We start from the raw sequence: 16,118 nt of genomic DNA, 5'->3' as shown, positions 1-16,118 counted from the left end.
GTGGCGAACGCGGCACACAATGAATCGCACGGTCGCAATTCCCGCGAGCCTGCTGTCAATGGCCGGCGGCGGGGACCGGCCCGGCTACACCAGCCGTGAAGGGAGGGACCGTGAATCCTGACCGCACGACCACCCGACCGCTGCGCTCTCCGCACGCCACCACCGGCGCACCCCGACGCGCCGCTGGCCCGGAGCCGACGCTGCTCTACGCCCGACCCGGGATCATCGTCACGGCCGACCGGTTCACCGTCGGCAGCACCAGTTGGCGGATCGCCGAGCTGACCCACCTGCACACCACCCGGGGACCGCACGACCGACTGGCGACCCGGGCCGCACTGATCTCCGCAGCGGTGATCACCGGTGCCGGCCTGGTGCTCGGCTTCACCGGCGGACTGCAACGGCTCACCGCCGAGGCGTACCTGCTGCTCGGTGCCGTGTTCCTGGTGCCGGTGCTGCTCGCCGCAGCCGGCAACCGGTGGCGTCCGCCCCCGTACGAGCTGTGGGGCCGGCGCGCAGACGCGGAGGAGCTGCTGTTCAGCAGCGACAACGAGCAGCAGTTCGGCCAGGTCAGCCGGGCGGTGCGGCGGGCGCGGGAAATGCACAGCTACGGCGGCTGGGACGATCCGCTGCGCAGCACGCGCCCGTGGCGACCGCAGCGTTGACCGAGCCGGTCCGGTCGGTCGGCGCGGTGATCAGCCGGCCACCGGCTCCGGGGCCTGCTCGCCTTCCCGCTGCTCGGCCATGACCAGGGAACTCACCCGGCGCTCGGCCCAGAACGAGAGGAACGGCACGGTGCCGGCAAGCATCACCAGGATCATGCGCTTGAGCGGCCAGTTGGCCCGCCGGGACAGATCGAAGGCGGCGACCAGGTAGACCATGTAGAGGAAGCCGTGTGCCTGGCCCACGGTCTCCACCACGATCGGCTCGTCGAAGCCGTACTTCAGCGGCATGCCGATCACGACCAGCAGGATCAGCACCACACCGACGATCCAGGCGATCACTCGGTAGCGGGTGAGGGCAGCACGCACTTCTCGTCCGTCCTTCCGGGCCGGCTCAGCCGGGATAGTCACCGGGCTTCGCGCCCGGATTGGCGTTCAACCATGACAGGTAGCGGTTGTAGGCAGCCAGGTCGGCGTCCTCCCCGCCGTCGTCGACGACGGCGCGGGTGACCCGTACCGGCCGGCGGATCGCGGGTCGGGTCCGGACCGTACGGTCGGAATCCGCGGTGCGAGCGGCCGGCCCGGCGGTGCCCGGCGTGCTCGCGGTGGCCGTCGCACCGGCGTCCTCCGGCTGCCGAGCACCGGCCGGGCCGGATTCCCCGGTCCCCGACGCCCCACGCAGCGCGTGTCGGACCTCACGCCACCAGACGAACACCACGAACCCCGCGAAGATCGGCCACTCCACGGCGTAGCCCCAACTGATGGCGTTGCCCGCAGCGGCCCGGCTGACCTGCCACCAGCCCAGCCCGAGGAAGCACGTCACAAGCACGACCATGGCCACGTGGCGGGCTATCCACGCCGGGGTCCAGAGCCGCTTCATGCCACGAGGGTACCGGGACCGGCACCGCTCTCCGACGCGGTGTCGTAGTGGCGGCGGTGGTTTGGCCGCAGCCGGCGTGGGCAACCGTACAGACGCCAGCCCATGACGCACGAGGGGGCGCGAGATGACCGCATCGGGACAGCAGGACGGATTCCCCGCCGGTGGCACGGAAGTGAGCCCCGAGCAGCGGATCCCCGAGTGGAGCGACGACCGGGTCGCGACGCCGGCCCTCGACGCGGACCTGCCCGGCATCGACCCGGCCGAGTTGCCCGAGGAGGACCTCATCCGGGAGATGCAGAGCCTGCACCGCACCCGGCTGGACACGCTGCGGCACGCAACCGACTCGGCGCTCGCCACCCACCTGCGGCGCACCGCCGATCTGGAGACCGAGTACCTGGCCCGGCACCCCGGCCGGGAGGTCGACCCGAGCCGGCTGCGGGACGCCTGATGGCGTACGCGGAACGGGGCGTCTCCGCCCCACCCGAGGTCGTCTTCAACACGGCGACCGACCCGCAGCGGAGCCCGGCCTGGCTGCCCGAGCCGTTGCTGTCGGCGTCCCGCGACGGAAACGCCGAGCAGTTGTGGGCCCGCTGGGAAGCGTCGAGCACAGCCTGGTCGGCCGAGCTGACCGTGGAACCGGTCGATGCCGGCGGCGCCCGGCTCCGGCTCGACCTGGTCGGCGACGACCAGGGGACCGACCGGCTGGCCGAGGAGGCCCTGACCAACCTCGCCCGCGAGGTGGCCGACAACCTCCAGGCCGGCTGACCCGGCCCAGCCCGCCCCTGTTCCCCGGGGCGGTTGAGAAGTTCATGTGACCCGAAGGAGGCCGGGTGAGCGAACTCAAGCAGAAGGTGACACGACTACGCCAGGCGTACGCCCCGCACGAGCACCGCCCGCTCGGCGGTTACCTGGTGGCGATGGGCACCTACGCCGGGGTGGCCGGTGCCATCGCCGCCCTGGTCAAGGCGACCGGCCGGAGCGTGCCGGAGCGGCCCGCCACGTCCGACGTGGTGCTGCTCTCCATCGCCACCCACAAGCTCAGCCGACTGCTGTCCAAGGACGCGGTGACCAGCCCGCTGCGTGCGCCGTTCACCCGCTACGACCGGCCGATCGGCAGCGGCGAGGTGATGGAGCAGGTCCGGGACTCGGGCAGCGCCACCCGACACGCCATCGGCGAGCTGCTCAGCTGCCCGTTCTGCCTGGCGGTCTGGGTGGCCACCGGCTTCACCGGCGGCCTGGTGCTGGCTCCGAGACTGACCCGCCTGGTGGCCACCGCGCTCACCGCGGTCGCCGCGTCGGACTTCCTCCAGATGGCGTACGCGACGGCCCAGCAGAGCGCGGAGGGTGACAAGGACTGATCAGCAGTGCGATGCCGCCGGCCCGGGTTGTTCCGGCCGGCGGCATCGTCGTTTCCGCAAGCTGCCTGCCCGAGCCGCGGTCAGCGCTGCCTGCCCGAGCCGCGGTCAGCGCTGCATGCCGGACCAGCCGCGCGGCGACTCGGGCTCACGTTCGTCCTCGTCGGCGCCGGTGATGATGTCCCGGTCGACGGCGGTACGGTCGTGTTCGTTGGCGAAGTCCGCCTCGGGCAGGGTGTCCGTACCCTCCGGGGGCTGGCCGAGCGCGGGGACCGGCTCGTGGTGCTGTTCCTCAGGCTGCGACATTGCGCTCCTCTCGTCGCTGGCGGGCGGACCTTCCGCACGGCGGTGGCGGATCGGCTCATGCGCTGACTCAGCTCATCGAGCCACCCAGCAGATCGGTCAGCTCGTCCACCGCGTACTCGCCCTGTGGCAGCGCGTTCAGCCGGGAGAGCAGCTGTGCCGGCAGTTCCGCGGCGACCGCCCGGCGGTAGATGTCGACCTGGCTGATCCGCTCCTGACCGTGGTAGAGATCGTCGAGCAGTTCGTCAAGCGGTCGAGTGTCCACCTCCTCGGTCTGCACCTCGTCGGGCACGGCGGCGGCCGTACCCGGCAGGTCGGTGCTGGGTGGATCGATCGCGGCGGTGTCGACCACCGGCACGTCGGCCAGAATGGCGTCCGGCAGCCGCGCCTCGGTCGTGGGTGCCGTGGGTGCCGTAGGCGCCCTGGTCACGGGTACGTCGTCGGTCACCCCCGTCAGCTACCCGCACCCCCACCCACCAAACTCCCACCCCCTCCCCGGCTCCCTGCCCGCCCACTCCCTTCCGCGTCTCCCCGTCTCCGCCCCCGTCGATCATGAAGTTATGGCCACCGGAAGGCGCTTTCCGTAGCAGTAACTTCATGACCGGCGCGGCGGCAGGGCGGCGGTGATCAGGCCGGGGCGGGGGTGGGGGTGGGGTGGGTGGAGGTGGTTCGGCGGGCACGGACGGCGGTGGCGAGGTGGGTGAGCACCTCGTCGGTGGTGTCCCAGCCGATGCAGGCGTCGGTGATGGACTGGCCGTAGGTCAGCTCGCGGGTGGGGTCGAGGTCCTGGCGGCCAGCTTCGAGGAAGCTCTCCAGCATGATGCCGACGATGCCCCGCTGCCCGGCAGCGATCTGCCCCGCCACGTCGGCGGCCACCGCGGGCTGGTTGCGGTGGTCCTTGCCGCTGTTGGCGTGGCTGGCGTCCACCACCAGCCGTTCCGGCAGGCCCGCCGCGCGCAGCAGGTCCAGCGCGCCCGCCACCGAGGCCGCGTCGTAGTTCGGCCGGCCGCCACCACCGCGCAACACCAGGTGACCGTCGGCGTTGCCCCGGGTGTGCATGATCGCTGGCGTGCCGGAGACGTCGATGCCGGGGAAGACATGCGGTACGCCGGCCGCGCGGATCGCGTCCACCGCCGTGGCGATGCTGCCGTCGGGGCGGTTCTTCATGCCGATCGGCATGGACAGGCCGGAGGCGAGCTGGCGGTGCACCTGGCTCTCGACCGTACGCGCCCCGATCGCACCCCATGCCACGGTGTCGGCGATGTACTGCGGAGTGATCGGGTCGAGGAACTCGCAGCCCACCGGCAGGCCGAGGCGCAGCACGTCGAGCAGCAGCGCGCGGGCCTTGCGTAGCCCGGTGTTGACGTCACCGGAGCCGTCCAGCGCGGGATCGTTGATCAGGCCCTTCCAACCCACCGTGGAGCGCGGCTTCTCGAAGTAGACCCGCATCACCACAAGCAGGTCGTCGGCGACCCGCTCGGCCGCCTCGCGGAGCCGGTGGGCGTAGTCCAGGGCCGCGGCCGGGTCGTGGACCGAACAGGGTCCGACCACCACCAGCAGCCGGTCGTCCTGTCGGTCGAGTACCCGGCCGACGGCCCGTCGGCCGGCCAACACGGCCGAGGTCAGGTGGTCGTCCAGAGGAAGCTCGTGGTGCAGCAGCGCCGGGGTGGTCAGCGGCACGACACGGTCGATCCGCTGGTCGATGACCCGGTGATTGTCCGGGGTCGTCACGGTGGGCATCCTTTCGCCGACCGTTCCCGGGGCCGGTGCCCGGGTCGAGCCGGCTGCTCGTACGCGAAAGGGCAGGAACGAAAGCTCCTGCCCGGCCGGCTCGAAAACGGTGACGTCAGATCATGGTGAGGTCACCGGCCTGCGAGCCGGCTGCCTAAACCATCGATACGACCGTGTCACGGCGGTAAGCGTACCCGACCGTGGCCGAGCCATCACCCCCTGGTCGGCAGCGCCTCGTTCAGTGTTCACCCCCGTCGATGAGGGTCGCGGATAGGTCCGCTCGCGAACGTCATCGACCGGAGGTCCCGATGGATCGTCGTACTCTGCTGCGTGCCACCGTCGCCGGTGGCGCCGCCGCCTTCTCCGGCAGCCTGTGGGCCGGTGCCGCCCTGGCCGCTCCCGCCCAGCCCGGTCCCGGCCCGTACGGGCCGCTCGGTGCCGCCGACGCCAACGGCATCCGGCTGCCCGCCGGCTTCACCAGCCGGGTCGTGGCCCGGTCCCGCCAGGCAGTCGCCGGCACGTCGTACACCTGGCATGACGCGCCCGACGGCGGTGCCTGCTTCGCCGCCGGCACGGGTTGGATCTACGTCTCGAACTCTGAGATCACCCCGGGCGGCGGGGCGTCGGCGATCCGGTTCAACGCCGACGGCAGCATCGCCTCGGCGTACCGGATCCTCTCCGGCACCAACCAGAACTGCGCCGGCGGCGCCACCCCGTGGGCGACCTGGCTCTCCTGCGAGGAGGTCAGTCGCGGGTACGTCTACGAGACGTACCCGCAGGGCGGCACGTCGGCGGTGCGCCGGGACGCGATGGGCCGGTTCAAGCACGAGGCCGCCGCCTGCGACTCGGACCGCCGGGTGATCTACCTGACCGAGGACGAGAGCAACGGCTGCTTCTACCGGTTCCGCCCGACGAGTTGGGGCAACCTCGCCAGCGGCACGCTTGAGGTGCTGGTCGCCGGTACCGCCACCAGCGGCCCGGTGACCTGGGCACGGGTGCCCGACCCCGCGGCGGCGAGCACGCAGACCCGCAGCCAGGTCTCCGGCGCCAAGCGCTTCAACGGTGGGGAGGGCTGCTGGTACGCCGACGGCACCTGCTGGTTCACCACGAAGGGCGACAACCGGGTCTGGGCGTACGACGCGGTCAACCAGCGCATCGCCCTGGCGTACGACGACTCACTCGTCTCCGGCACCGCGCCGCTGACCGGAGTGGACAACATCACCGGTGCCCGGTCGGGCGACCTGTACGTCGCCGAGGACGGCGGCGACATGGAGATCTGTGTCATCACGCCCGACGAGGTGGTGGCACCCTTCCTGCGTATCACCGGCCAGTCCGCCTCGGAGATCTGCGGGCCGGCCTTCTCCCCGGACGGCACCCGCTTCTACTTCTCCTCACAGCGCGGCACCTCCGGCTCGTCGTCCGGCGGGATCACCTACGAGGTACGCGGCCCCTTCCGCTGAGGTACGCGGTCCGCTGGGATGGACGGCCGGTGCCGTCGAAAGTGTTAAGAGGGGGCCCGTTTACTACGCCAGGCGTTAACAAGGGGCCCTTCCTTTCTCGCGTGCGGGCGGGTGGGGTGGGGTATGAGGAGCGGCATGAGTGATGAACTGAGCGACCAGGAGCGGGTGCAGTCCCGTGCCCACCTGCTGCCCGAGGAGGCCGCTGCCGGCAGCGACGACGCGCAGGCACAGGCCGAGGCGATCCTCACCGAGTCCGACATGCGGGAGGCCGACCGGAACGCCGCCCCGGACACCGTGTTGGAGCGGCGTACCTCGGATCAGACCGTGACCCCCATCGAACCGCCGGACTGAGCGCCGGCACCGCGTCCCCGGCGGGAGCCCCGGTAGGAGTGCTGGCGCAGCCAGCGCAGCGGTCCGACCAGGCGCAGTTCCTCGGGCAGGTTGCCCACCGGATCGAAGGCCAGCGCGGCGTCCTCGCGGGCGTCGAGTTGGTCGCCGAGGATGACCTGCCCGAACGGTCGCCACGACCCGGTGGCGGAGGCGACCGCGAGGACCAGCCGGGGCGCGTCCGCCCGCGCCACCGAGGCCAGGTCGCGGCCCAGGTCGGGCGCGTCCGGGTCGGCCAGGGCGGCGAGCCAGAGCCGCCGCCGGCCGGCCCGGTAGGACATGATCGAGCTGTACGTCCCGGCGAAGCGCCGCCGGGGCAGGGGCAGCTGTCGCAACACCGGCGCGGCGGCGCTGGAGCTGACCAGCAGGTCGAACGGTCGCCCCGTCGGGCGGTGCACCCGCACGGCCAGCCCCAGCACGTCAGGCCAACTGCCCGGGGTGGGCGTGCCCTTGGAGAGGCGGATCGTGGCCGGGTAGCGATCCGGCAGGTCCAGCAACCGGACGCCGGTCGGCGGGCCCGGCGTATCCCAGACGACCACCTCACCGGCGAAGGAGCGACCGGCCGGATGCAGCAGGCGTCCCCGGCGCAGTCGGGCCAGCGCCCGAGCCGTGCGTTCGACGAGGTCGGCGGGGCGCGGCGGGGTGATGGTCGGCGGCATGACGTGCGGAGTACCCGGCCCGCATCCGTCGATGCCTGCCCGCCCGCGGGTTCGGCCGCAGGGCGGTGTCTCGGGGCGCACCCGGCTCGCCGGTGGACGTCTCGGAACGTGCCTGGGCGGGCGATCGGATAGCGTCGGAGCCATGCCCGACAGCGGTTACCCCTGGCCCATCTCGACGACTCGACTGGACAATGGCCTGCGCGTGGTGGTCAGCGAGGACCGCACCGCCCCGGCGGTCGCGGTCAACCTCTGGTACGACGTCGGCTCGCGGCACGAGCCGACCGGACAGAGTGGCTTCGCGCACCTCTTCGAGCACCTGATGTTCGAGGGCTCGAAGCATGTCGCGAAGACCGAGCACATGAAGCTGGTGCAGGGTGCGGGCGGATCGCTGAACGCGACCACCAACCCGGACCGCACCAACTACTTCGAGACGGTTCCGGCCGAGCACCTCGAACTGGCGCTCTGGCTGGAGGCCGACCGGATGGGCGGGCTGGTGCCGGCGCTGACCCAGGAGACGCTTGACAACCAGCGTGACGTGGTCAAGAACGAACGTCGGCAGCGCTACGAGAACGTGCCGTACGGCGATGCCTGGTTGCGGTTGCTGCCGCTGCTCTATCCGCCGGGGCACCCGTACCATCACCCCACGATCGGCTCCATGGCCGACCTGAACGCCGCCGACCTGGCCACCTTCCAGGCGTTCCACCAGACCTACTACGCGCCGAACAATGCGGTGCTGACCGTCGTCGGCGACACCGACACCGACGAGGTCGTGGCGCTGGCCGAGAAGTACTTCGGGGCCATCCCGGCCCGCTCGGAGATCCCGTCCGCACCCGACGGCCGGGTCGTGCCGGCAAGCGGTGTGCCGGTCCAGGAGACGGTGATCACCGACGTGCCGGCGCCCCGGGTGTACGTCGCGCACCGCACCCACCCGTACGGCAGCCCGGGGTACGACGTGGTGACCGTGCTCGCCACCGTGCTCGGCAGTGGCCGGGGCAGCCGGCTCTACCAGCGGCTCGCCGACGGTGAGCGGATCGCCCAGCCGGATCTGGTCGGCGCGTACGGGGTGGACCTGGCGCACGGGCCGGCGCCGCTTATCGCCACCGCCACCGCTCGGCCCGGGGTGAGTGGGCAGCGGCTGGCCGCCGGGCTGGCCGAGGTGGTCGACGAACTGGCCACGGTGCCGGTGACCGCCGCCGAGCTGGACCGCGCGAAGGCGCTGCTGACCACCGCCTGGTGGCGGCAGATGTCCACGGTGGACGGTCGGGCGGACGCGCTGGGCCGGTACGCCACGCAGTTCGGCGACCCGGCCACCGTGGCCGAGCGCCTGCCGGCCTGGCTGGCGGTGACCGCCGACCAGATCACCGAGGCGGCGGCCGAGTTGCTCGGCGCCGACGACCGGGTGACCCTGACCTACCAGCCCGAGGAGCAGCCGTGACTCTGATCGCCGATCGTCCCGGTCCGGGCGCGGCCCGCCCGTACCGCTTTCCCCAGGTGCTCCGGCGCAGCGTGGCGGGCGGCCAGGTCGTCGCCGCGCACCTGCCGGGGCAGAACCTCGCCGTGGCGTTGCTGCTGCTGGACGCGGGGGCCGGCCGGGAGCCGGTGGGCTCCGAGGGGCTCGGTGGGGTGCTGGCCAAGGCGCTGGAGGAGGGCACCGTCCAGCGCAACGCCACCGCGTACGCGCTGGCCATCGAGGCACTCGGCACGGAACTGGTGACCGGGCTGGACTGGGACACCTTCCAGGCCAGTGTGCAGGTGCCGGTGGACCGGTTGGGCGCCGCAGTGGAACTGCTCGCCGAGGCGGTCCGCACCCCGAAACTGGACCCGGAGGACGTCCGGCGGGTCCGCGACGACGAGGCGACCGCGCTGCGGATGGACTGGGCCAATCCCGGGCCGCGCGCCGACGCGGTGCTGCGCGCCGACCTGTTCGGTGCCGACAACCGGTGGGGCCGTCCGCTGTACGGCTCCCCGGACTCGGTGGCCGCGCTGGACGTGGAGGGCGTCACCGTCTTCCATTCCGAGTGGTTCATCCGGCCCGGGACCCTTGTGGTCGCCGGTGACCTGGATCGGATCGACCTGGACGGGCTGGCCGCGACGGCGTTCGCCGGCACCGTCGGCGGGCCGGTGGACCGGGGCGCGCCGATCGAGGTGCCGCTGCACACCACCCGCCGGATCATCCTGGTCGACCGGCCCGGCTCGGTGCAGTCCACGCTGCGCCTGGGCCATCCCGCGCCGCATCGCGCCCACCCGGACCACGTGCCGATCGCGCTGGCCGGCACGGTGCTCGGCGGCGCGTTCACCTCGCGGCTGAACCACCTGATTCGGGAGGTACGCGGCTACACGTACGGCATCCGGGGCGACTTCGCCTCGTCCCGCCGGTTCGGCCGGTTCGCGGTCAGTTCCGGCGTGCAGACCGCCGTCACCGCGCCGGCGCTCGTGGAGTCGGTCGGGGAGATCGCCCGTACCCAGGCCGGTGGGGTGACCGAGGACGAGCTTGCGGTGGCCCGGTCCTGGCGGGCGGGGCAGCTCTCCGTCGAGTTGCAGAGCCCGCGGGCGATCGCCGGGGCGCTCACCACGCTTGTGGTGCACGATCTGCCGGACGACTATCACGCCCGGCTGCGCGAGTCCCTGCTCGCCGCCGACGTCGCGCAGGTCTCCGCCGCCGCCGCCAGCCACCTGCATCCGGAGTCGCTGACCCTGGTGGTGGAGGGCGACGCCGCGGTGATCCGGGACGAGTTGGCCGCCACCGGTCTCGGCGATCTGATCGACCACGCTCCGCCGGACTGACCCGACCGCTCCGGCCCGCTCCCGGCCCGCTCCGCCGCCGTCGCTCCGCCCGTCGGGTCAGCCCGGCGGGCCGGGCCGGTGCGGCGCCGTCGAGGGCGGTTGCGGCACCGCCGGGTCGGGCCGGTGCGGCGCCGTCGAGGGCGGTTGCGGCACCGCCGGGTCGGGCCGGTGCGGCGCCGGACGTACGCCCGATCGCGGCCAGCAGGCGGCGACCGAGGCGAGACAGACCAGTACGCAGAGCACGGCGAGCACCGGGCCGGTGCCGATCAGCGGCTTGATCGCCGGAACGAACGTGTCGAAGAAGAGGCTGCTGTCGTCGTACCGGGTCGCGAGGGCGATGGCGGACCCGGCGGCGGCGAGCCCGGCCACCGCGCTTGTCGCGATCGGCAGTCGTCGTCGGGCCGCCGGTGCCAGCAGCGCCCAGACCGCCGCGACGTACAGCGCGGCGACGGCGGCGACGTGCCAACGCCAGCCGGGGAACCGGTCGAGGCGCATCTCGATGGCCCCGTAGGCGGACCAGGGCAGCGACACGATCGCCAGCAGGTTGCCGGCCGCGCCCACGGCGATGCCGCTGGCGGCGAGGATGGTCCGGATCTCCGGTCTCATGGCACCTCCATCGCCCGGGCCACGGTCGAGGCGGCTCGTCGGTTGTGCTTCCCGCCACGCTTGGGCAAGCCTACCGAGCGCTCGGGGTGTGATGTCGGTCGCGGCGGTCTGCTGGGACGGCTGAGATGTTGCGGTGGGGGAGGGCGGTGCGGCGTCGTTCTTCCGCCGGATCCGGCCGCCCACCGGGTGGCTGTCCGGCCAGCGGCAGGTCACGCCGCCGGTGTCGGGCCCGGGCGGTGGGAAAGCATTCCCGGTCGACCTGCCGCAATGGGTAGCCTCGCGGGCATGAGGATCGGCATTGTGGGGGCCACCGGCCAGGTCGGTGGCGTCATGCGGCAGGTGTTGGCGGCCCGGGAGTTCCCGGCGGAGCAGGTGCGGTTGTTCGCCTCGGCGCGGTCGGTCGGGCGTACCCTGCCGTGGCGCGGCGAGGAGGTCACCGTCGAGGACGCGGCCAGCGCCGACTACTCGGGGCTGGACATCGTGCTCTTCTCCGCGGGCAAGAGCACCGCGAAGGAGTTGGCGCCGCGGGTTGCCGCCGCCGGTCCGGTGGTCATCGACAACTCGTCGGCCTTCCGGATGGATCCGCAGGTGCCGCTTGTCGTCGCCGAGGTGAACCCGCACGCCGCCGCCGACCGGCCGAAGGGCATCATCGCCAACCCCAACTGCACCACGATGGCCGCGATGCCGGTGCTGCGCCCGCTACACGCCGAAGCCGGGCTGGTCAGCCTGGTCGTCTCGACGTACCAGGCGGTCTCCGGTGCCGGGCTCTCCGGCGTCGCCGAGTTGGACGAGCAGGTCCGCAAGGTCGCCGAGGGCGCGTCCGGGTTGACCTTCGACGGCAGTGCCGTGGAGTTTCCCGCCCCCCGCTCGTTCGCCCAGCCGATCGCGTTCAACGTGCTTCCGCTCGCCGGCTCGATCGTCGACGACGGGTCGGCGGAGACCGACGAGGAGCAGAAGCTGCGCAACGAGAGCCGCAAGATCCTTGAGATTCCGGACCTGAAGGTCTCCGGCACCTGCGTCCGGGTACCGGTCTTCACCGGGCACTCGCTCCAGATCAATGCCCGGTTCGCCCGGCCGATCAGCCCGCAGCGGGCCCACGAACTGCTTGCCGACGCGCCCGGGGTGACGCTTACCGACGTGCCGACCCCGTTGCAGGCCGCCGGGCAGGACCCGACCTTCGTCGGCCGGATCCGCGCCGACCAGACCGTCGAGCACGGGCTCGCGCTGTTCTGCTCCAACGACAACCTGCGCAAGGGTGCCGCCCTCAACGCCGTACAGCTGGCGGAGTTGGTGGCCGCCGAGCGCTGAGCACCGCCCCGCCCGTCGAGCGCCGCATCCGCCGCCGACCGTGCCCCGCGTCCGGGCCGGTCGGCGGCGGCGTTACTGGTCGCGGCGGTCGGGTAGACGCATGGTTGCCCTACACCGAGAGGGAGGCGCCATGACAACGGTCGGAGAGTTCATGACGACCCGGTTGGTGACCATGGACGGCAACGACACGCTTGCCGCAGCGGCCCAGGAAATGCGTGACTCGGCGATCGGCGACGTGGTGGTGACCGACGGCGACAACGTGGTCGGCATCGTCACGGACCGGGACATCGCGGTTCGGGCCGTGGCCGAGAACATGGACCCGAACACCACCCGGCTCAACCAGATCACCAGCAAGGACGTGGTGACGGTGAGCCAGTACGACGACGCCGTCGCCGCCGCCGACCTGATGCGGACGTACGCCGTACGGCGACTGCCGGTGATCGATGACGGCCGGCTGATCGGCCTCGTGTCAATGGGCGACCTGGCCGTCGAGCGTGAACCGCAGTCGGTGCTCGCCGACATCAGCGCCGACGAGCCAAACAACTGACCCGTACCGCAGGCGAAAGCCGGCTACCCCGACCCGGGGAGCCGGCTTTCCCCGCTTGCGAGTCCCCCGGTGCCGACCAGCCGGCGTCCCCGCGAACGGATCTCACCCGATCCGGGCGAGATTGACCGCGTACCGGGCGGGGACCCTCGTCGGACGCGAGAAGCCGGTCGGCGGGGGGAGCAGGACGCCCGCCCGCAGCCGGCCGGGACCGACGGGGAGGACAGGATCCGATGGCGGACGCGACCATGCGGTTCTTCGAGGATCTCGACCAGCGGGGGTACGACCCGTTGCTGGCGAAGTCCTCCGGAACCCTGCGCTTCGACCTGCACGAAGGGCCACAAACCACGCACTGGCTGGTACGCATCGATCGGGGGACGATCCAGGTCGACCGGCAGGACCTGGAGGCGGACACGGTGGTCGGCGTCAGTCCGGCGATCTTCGAGGATCTGGTCACCGGCCGGGAGAACGGGCTGGCGGCGCTGCTGCGCGGGGACATGACGGTGAGCGGTGACGCCCGCATACTCGTGCAGTTGGAACGGATCTTCCCCGGACCTGCGCACGCCCTCGGGCCGCGCCGCTACCGGACGGGGGTGCGCTGATGGCCCCCTCCCACACCGTCCGGATCCTGGACGGCAACACCTTCGTCGTCTGCGAGGCCACCGGCGACATCGAGGCCACGCCCACCGAACCCACCGGACTGTTCTCCCTCGACACCCGGTTTCTGTCGAAGTGGGTGCTCACGGTCAACGGCGAGCGGCTCAACGCCCTGTCCTACGACGACCTCCAGTACTACGAGTCGCGCTTCTTCCTGGTGCCCGGCCTGGCCACGCACTACGTCGACGCGAAGCTGTCGATCATCCGGGAGCGGGCCGTTGGCGGCAGTTTCCGGGAGGGCATCACCATCCTCAACCACGACGAGAAGGCGGTCGACCTGGAGATCAGGATCGACGCCGGCTGCGACTTCGCCGACCTGTTCGAGGTCAAGGACGAGATCCTGAACAAGAAGGGCGAGATCTACACCGAGGTGGAATCGGACCGGCTGCGCCTGGGCTACCGGCGCGGGAACTTCAACCGGGAGACCATCATCTCCTCCTCCGTGCCGGCGCGGTACGACCGCAACGGTTTCGCGTACTCCATCCACCTGGAGCCGAACGAACAGTGGCACACCGCCATCGACGTGCAGACCCGAGCGCTCGGCCCGGGGGGCCGGGACCTGCGGATGGGGCTGCGGGTGCACGGTGCGGAACGGCTCGCCCTGGAGCAGGACCTGGAGGAGTGGATCGCCAACGCGCCGAAGGTGAACAGCGAGCACGACCAACTCGCCGCCACCTACCGGCGATGCATGATCGACCTGGCCGCGCTGCGCTTCTCGCCGCTGTCGCTCGGCGGCCAGACGCTGCCCGCCGCCGGGCTGCCCTGGTTCATGACCATGTTCGGCCGGGACAGCATCCTGACCTGCCTACAGACCCTGCCGTTCACGCCCGATCTGAGCACCACCACGCTGCGGATCCTGGCCGCGCTCCAGGGCACCCGGTTCGACGACTTCCGGGAGGAGGATCCGGGCCGGATCCTGCACGAGATGCGCTACGGCGAGAGCGCCGCGTTCGAGGAACAACCGCACTCGCCGTACTACGGCTCGGTGGACGCGACGCCGCTGTTCGTGGTGCTGCTCGACGAGTACGAGCGGTGGACCGGCGACGTCGCGCTGGTCAAGGAGTTGGAGCAGGAGTGCCGCCGGGCGCTGCGTTGGATCGACGACTACGCCGACCTGGTCGGCAACGGCTACATCTGGTACGAACGCCGCAACACCGACACCGGCCTGGAGAACCAGTGCTGGAAGGACTCCTGGGACTCGATCTCGTACGCCGACGGCACGCTGCCGCCGTTTCCCCGGGCCACCTGCGAGGTGCAGGGGTACGCGTACGACGCGAAGATGCGCGCGGCCCGGATGGCCCGCGAGTTCTGGGACGACCCGGCGTACGCCGAGCAGTTGGAGCGGGAGGCCGCGGCGCTGAAGGAGCGGTTCAACCGGGACTGGTGGGTCGCCGACGGCGGCTACTACGCGCTCGCGCTCGACCCGGACGGGCGGCAGTGCGACGTGCTCAGCTCCAACATCGGCCACCTGCTCTGGAGCGGGATCGTCGACGCCGATCGGGCCGAGCAGGTCGCCCAGCACCTGGTCGGCGAGCGGCTCTTCTCCGGTTGGGGCGTGCGTACGCTGGCCGAGGGCGAGGTCCGGTACAACCCGATCGGCTACCACAACGGCACGGTGTGGCCCTTCGACACCTCCTTGTGCGCCTGGGGACTGCGCCGCTACGGCTTCGCCGAGGAGGCGGCCACCATCGCCAGCGGAATCCTGGACGCCGCCCGCTACTTCGACGGCCGGTTGCCGGAGGCGTTCGGCGGTTATCCGCGCGAGCAGACGAAGTTCCCGGTGGAGTATCCGACGGCGTGCAGCCCGCAGGCGTGGTCGACGGGTGCCCCGCTGTTGCTGCTGCGTACGATGCTCGGCCTGGAACCGCACGAGGGGCACCTGGCGGTCGAGCCTCGGCTGCCGATCGGCATGGGCCGGATCGAGGTGCTGGACATCCCGGGCCGATGGGGCCGGGTGGACGCCTTCGCCCGGGGCCGCATGGACCTGCACAAGCTCGCCGAGTGAGCCGGACCTACCCGGGATAAAGTCTCCGGCATGCCGGAACTCGTGTATCCACCCGTGATCGCCGCCGCCAAGACGATGTTCCGGGTGCTCGACCTGAAGCTCACCGTCGTGGGCTCCGACCACGTGCCGCGCTCCGGCGGGGCGGTGCTGGCCAGCAACCACGTCAGCTACCTGGACTTCATCTTCTGCGGGCTGGGGGCGCTGGAGTCCAAGCGGCTGGTCCGGTTCATGGCGAAGGACTCGGTGTTCCGGCACCGGGTGTCCGGGCCACTGATGCGCGGGATGCGGCACATTCCGGTGGATCGGCGCGCGGGTGCCGAGTCGTACGCCGCCGCGCTGGCCGCGCTGCGGGCCGGCGAGGTGGTCGGCGTCTTCCCGGAGGCGACGATCAGCCGTTCCTTCGTGGTGAAGGAACTCAAGAGCGGGGCCATCCGGATGGCCCGCGAGGCGGCCGTACCGGTGTTGCCGGTGGCGCTCTGGGGCACCCAGCGGCTCTGGACCAAGGGCCGCCCGCGCACCCTGACCCGCCGGCACACGCCGATCACCGTGCTGGTCGGCGAGCCGATGGAGCCCGCCGCGTTCCCGGACGCCGCCGCCATGAACGCGGAGCTGGCCAGTCGGCTGCACGCGCTTGTCGACCGGGCCCAGCGGGAGTACCCGGACCAGCCCGCCGGGCCGACGGACCGCTGGTGGCTGCCGGCACACCTCGGCGGCACCGCCCCGACGCCGGAGCAGGCCGCCGCGCTCGACGCCGAGGAGCGCCACTCCCGCACCGCCTGA

At 71.9% G+C, this 16,118-nt stretch carries 20 protein-coding genes; 13 read left to right on the top strand and 7 right to left on the bottom strand.

Translation table 11 applies throughout. The annotated features are described in order from the left end of the window. Positions 1 to 110: 110 nt before the first annotated feature. Positions 111 to 662, top strand: a complete 552-nt coding sequence (locus QQG74_RS25930; protein WP_341717305.1) for a DUF6232 family protein — start codon at positions 111 to 113, stop codon at positions 660 to 662. Positions 663 to 692: 30 nt separating this feature from the next. Here the strand turns inward: QQG74_RS25930 and QQG74_RS25925 are convergent, their stop codons facing one another. Beyond that, positions 693 to 1,028 carry a DUF3817 domain-containing protein gene (locus QQG74_RS25925; RefSeq protein WP_341717304.1) on the bottom strand — a complete coding sequence of 112 codons (336 nt, stop codon included), beginning with the start codon at positions 1,026 to 1,028 and terminating at the stop codon, positions 693 to 695. A 25-nt stretch (positions 1,029 to 1,053) separates the two neighbouring features. Then, on the bottom strand, positions 1,054 to 1,539 hold the full coding sequence (locus QQG74_RS25920) for a hypothetical protein (RefSeq protein WP_341717303.1): 486 nt from the start codon (positions 1,537 to 1,539) through the stop codon (positions 1,054 to 1,056). Positions 1,540 to 1,663: 124 nt separating this feature from the next. Between QQG74_RS25920 and QQG74_RS25915 the strand changes: the two genes are divergently transcribed. The 3 genes from QQG74_RS25915 to QQG74_RS25905 all read left to right on the top strand — a co-directional run bounded on the left by QQG74_RS25915 (position 1,664) and on the right by QQG74_RS25905 (position 2,897). Beyond that, positions 1,664 to 1,987, top strand: coding sequence for a DUF6158 family protein (locus QQG74_RS25915; protein WP_341717302.1), 324 nt, complete (start codon positions 1,664 to 1,666; stop codon positions 1,985 to 1,987). Further along, positions 1,987 to 2,304 carry a hypothetical protein gene (locus tag QQG74_RS25910; protein ID WP_341717301.1) on the top strand — a complete coding sequence of 106 codons (318 nt, stop codon included), beginning with the start codon at positions 1,987 to 1,989 and terminating at the stop codon, positions 2,302 to 2,304. The genes QQG74_RS25915 and QQG74_RS25910 overlap by 1 nt, the downstream gene beginning before the upstream one ends. A 65-nt stretch (positions 2,305 to 2,369) precedes the next feature. After that, positions 2,370 to 2,897, top strand: coding sequence for a DUF1360 domain-containing protein (locus QQG74_RS25905; protein ID WP_341717300.1), 528 nt, complete (start codon positions 2,370 to 2,372; stop codon positions 2,895 to 2,897). A 105-nt stretch (positions 2,898 to 3,002) separates the two neighbouring features. Here the strand turns inward: QQG74_RS25905 and QQG74_RS25900 are convergent, their stop codons facing one another. From QQG74_RS25900 to QQG74_RS25890, 3 genes are all read right to left on the bottom strand, one after another. Further along, the gene (locus tag QQG74_RS25900) at positions 3,003 to 3,200 is read right to left on the bottom strand and encodes a hypothetical protein (protein ID WP_341717299.1); all 198 of its coding nucleotides are present in this window, start codon (positions 3,198 to 3,200) and stop codon (positions 3,003 to 3,005) included. A 67-nt stretch (positions 3,201 to 3,267) separates the two neighbouring features. Beyond that, complete coding sequence (locus QQG74_RS25895) at positions 3,268 to 3,489, bottom strand: hypothetical protein (protein ID WP_341721384.1); 222 nt, start codon at positions 3,487 to 3,489, stop codon at positions 3,268 to 3,270. Between the two features lie 335 nt (positions 3,490 to 3,824). Beyond that, positions 3,825 to 4,937: a 3-deoxy-7-phosphoheptulonate synthase gene (locus tag QQG74_RS25890; RefSeq protein WP_341717298.1), complete on the bottom strand. Its 1,113-nt coding sequence runs from the start codon at positions 4,935 to 4,937 to the stop codon at positions 3,825 to 3,827. A gap of 299 nt (positions 4,938 to 5,236) precedes the next feature. Between QQG74_RS25890 and QQG74_RS25885 the strand changes: the two genes are divergently transcribed. Together QQG74_RS25885 and QQG74_RS25880 are read left to right on the top strand one after the other, a co-directional pair. Next, positions 5,237 to 6,388: an alkaline phosphatase PhoX gene (locus QQG74_RS25885; RefSeq protein WP_341717297.1), complete on the top strand. Its 1,152-nt coding sequence runs from the start codon at positions 5,237 to 5,239 to the stop codon at positions 6,386 to 6,388. Positions 6,389 to 6,523: 135 nt separating this feature from the next. Next, on the top strand, positions 6,524 to 6,739 hold the full coding sequence (locus tag QQG74_RS25880; protein WP_341717296.1) for a hypothetical protein: 216 nt from the start codon (positions 6,524 to 6,526) through the stop codon (positions 6,737 to 6,739). Here QQG74_RS25880 and QQG74_RS25875 read toward each other — a convergent pair. Further along, positions 6,706 to 7,434: a phosphodiesterase gene (locus QQG74_RS25875; RefSeq protein WP_341717295.1), complete on the bottom strand. Its 729-nt coding sequence runs from the start codon at positions 7,432 to 7,434 to the stop codon at positions 6,706 to 6,708. The two genes, QQG74_RS25880 and QQG74_RS25875, sit on opposite strands and share 34 nt — an antisense overlap. 142 nt (positions 7,435 to 7,576) lie before the next feature. Between QQG74_RS25875 and QQG74_RS25870 the strand changes: the two genes are divergently transcribed. After that, the gene (locus QQG74_RS25870) at positions 7,577 to 8,869 is read left to right on the top strand and encodes a pitrilysin family protein (protein WP_341717294.1); all 1,293 of its coding nucleotides are present in this window, start codon (positions 7,577 to 7,579) and stop codon (positions 8,867 to 8,869) included. Further along, positions 8,866 to 10,218 (top strand): pitrilysin family protein, encoded by a 1,353-nt coding sequence (locus tag QQG74_RS25865; RefSeq protein WP_341717293.1) that lies wholly within the window; start codon positions 8,866 to 8,868, stop codon positions 10,216 to 10,218. Before QQG74_RS25870 ends, QQG74_RS25865 begins: the two co-directional genes overlap by 4 nt. 57 nt (positions 10,219 to 10,275) lie before the next feature. On the opposite strand, the gene QQG74_RS25860 is transcribed toward QQG74_RS25865, so the two are convergent. Beyond that, a complete protein-coding gene (locus QQG74_RS25860; protein WP_341717292.1) occupies positions 10,276 to 10,824 on the bottom strand; it encodes a hypothetical protein in 549 nt (182 codons plus the stop codon). Between the two features lie 285 nt (positions 10,825 to 11,109). Here QQG74_RS25860 and QQG74_RS25855 point away from each other — a divergent pair, with 285 nt between their 5' ends. The 5 genes from QQG74_RS25855 (at position 11,110) to QQG74_RS25835 (ending at position 16,118) form a co-directional block, all read left to right on the top strand. Beyond that, positions 11,110 to 12,132, top strand: coding sequence for an aspartate-semialdehyde dehydrogenase (locus tag QQG74_RS25855; protein WP_341717291.1), 1,023 nt, complete (start codon positions 11,110 to 11,112; stop codon positions 12,130 to 12,132). A 130-nt stretch (positions 12,133 to 12,262) separates the two neighbouring features. After that, entirely contained in the window at positions 12,263 to 12,679 is a 417-nt protein-coding gene (locus tag QQG74_RS25850; protein ID WP_341717290.1) for a CBS domain-containing protein, read from the top strand. 230 nt (positions 12,680 to 12,909) lie between these two features. Next, positions 12,910 to 13,278, top strand: a complete 369-nt coding sequence (locus QQG74_RS25845) for an SCP2 sterol-binding domain-containing protein (protein ID WP_341717289.1) — start codon at positions 12,910 to 12,912, stop codon at positions 13,276 to 13,278. After that, positions 13,278 to 15,338, top strand: coding sequence for a glycogen debranching N-terminal domain-containing protein (locus QQG74_RS25840; RefSeq protein ID WP_341717288.1), 2,061 nt, complete (start codon positions 13,278 to 13,280; stop codon positions 15,336 to 15,338). The genes QQG74_RS25845 and QQG74_RS25840 overlap by 1 nt, the downstream gene beginning before the upstream one ends. A 30-nt stretch (positions 15,339 to 15,368) precedes the next feature. Further along, positions 15,369 to 16,118 (top strand): lysophospholipid acyltransferase family protein, encoded by a 750-nt coding sequence (locus QQG74_RS25835; protein ID WP_341717287.1) that lies wholly within the window; start codon positions 15,369 to 15,371, stop codon positions 16,116 to 16,118.

It is taken from the genome of Micromonospora sp. FIMYZ51 (assembly GCF_038246755.1).
GTDB lineage: Bacteria > Actinomycetota > Actinomycetes > Mycobacteriales > Micromonosporaceae > Micromonospora.
The sequence above is the reverse complement of the archived record's forward strand: the minus strand, read 5'-3'. Positions and strand labels throughout refer to the sequence as shown.

What these genes read in the sequence shown, in the direction of transcription:
- QQG74_RS25890 (WP_341717298.1), bottom strand. Translation starts at nt 4,937, where the DNA reads ATGCCCACCGTGACGACCCCGGACAATCACCGGGTCATCGACCAGCGG.
- QQG74_RS25880 (WP_341717296.1), top strand. Translation starts at nt 6,524, where the DNA reads ATGAGTGATGAACTGAGCGACCAGGAGCGGGTGCAGTCCCGTGCCCAC.
- QQG74_RS25850 (WP_341717290.1), top strand. Translation starts at nt 12,263, where the DNA reads ATGACAACGGTCGGAGAGTTCATGACGACCCGGTTGGTGACCATGGAC.
- QQG74_RS25900 (WP_341717299.1), bottom strand. Translation starts at nt 3,200, where the DNA reads ATGTCGCAGCCTGAGGAACAGCACCACGAGCCGGTCCCCGCGCTCGGC.
- QQG74_RS25875 (WP_341717295.1), bottom strand. Translation starts at nt 7,434, where the DNA reads ATGCCGCCGACCATCACCCCGCCGCGCCCCGCCGACCTCGTCGAACGC.
- QQG74_RS25845 (WP_341717289.1), top strand. Translation starts at nt 12,910, where the DNA reads ATGGCGGACGCGACCATGCGGTTCTTCGAGGATCTCGACCAGCGGGGG.
- QQG74_RS25920 (WP_341717303.1), bottom strand. Translation starts at nt 1,539, where the DNA reads ATGAAGCGGCTCTGGACCCCGGCGTGGATAGCCCGCCACGTGGCCATG.
- QQG74_RS25870 (WP_341717294.1), top strand. Translation starts at nt 7,577, where the DNA reads ATGCCCGACAGCGGTTACCCCTGGCCCATCTCGACGACTCGACTGGAC.
- QQG74_RS25860 (WP_341717292.1), bottom strand. Translation starts at nt 10,824, where the DNA reads ATGAGACCGGAGATCCGGACCATCCTCGCCGCCAGCGGCATCGCCGTG.
- QQG74_RS25915 (WP_341717302.1), top strand. Translation starts at nt 1,664, where the DNA reads ATGACCGCATCGGGACAGCAGGACGGATTCCCCGCCGGTGGCACGGAA.
- QQG74_RS25910 (WP_341717301.1), top strand. Translation starts at nt 1,987, where the DNA reads ATGGCGTACGCGGAACGGGGCGTCTCCGCCCCACCCGAGGTCGTCTTC.
- QQG74_RS25855 (WP_341717291.1), top strand. Translation starts at nt 11,110, where the DNA reads ATGAGGATCGGCATTGTGGGGGCCACCGGCCAGGTCGGTGGCGTCATG.
- QQG74_RS25835 (WP_341717287.1), top strand. Translation starts at nt 15,369, where the DNA reads ATGCCGGAACTCGTGTATCCACCCGTGATCGCCGCCGCCAAGACGATG.
- QQG74_RS25840 (WP_341717288.1), top strand. Translation starts at nt 13,278, where the DNA reads ATGGCCCCCTCCCACACCGTCCGGATCCTGGACGGCAACACCTTCGTC.
- QQG74_RS25885 (WP_341717297.1), top strand. Translation starts at nt 5,237, where the DNA reads ATGGATCGTCGTACTCTGCTGCGTGCCACCGTCGCCGGTGGCGCCGCC.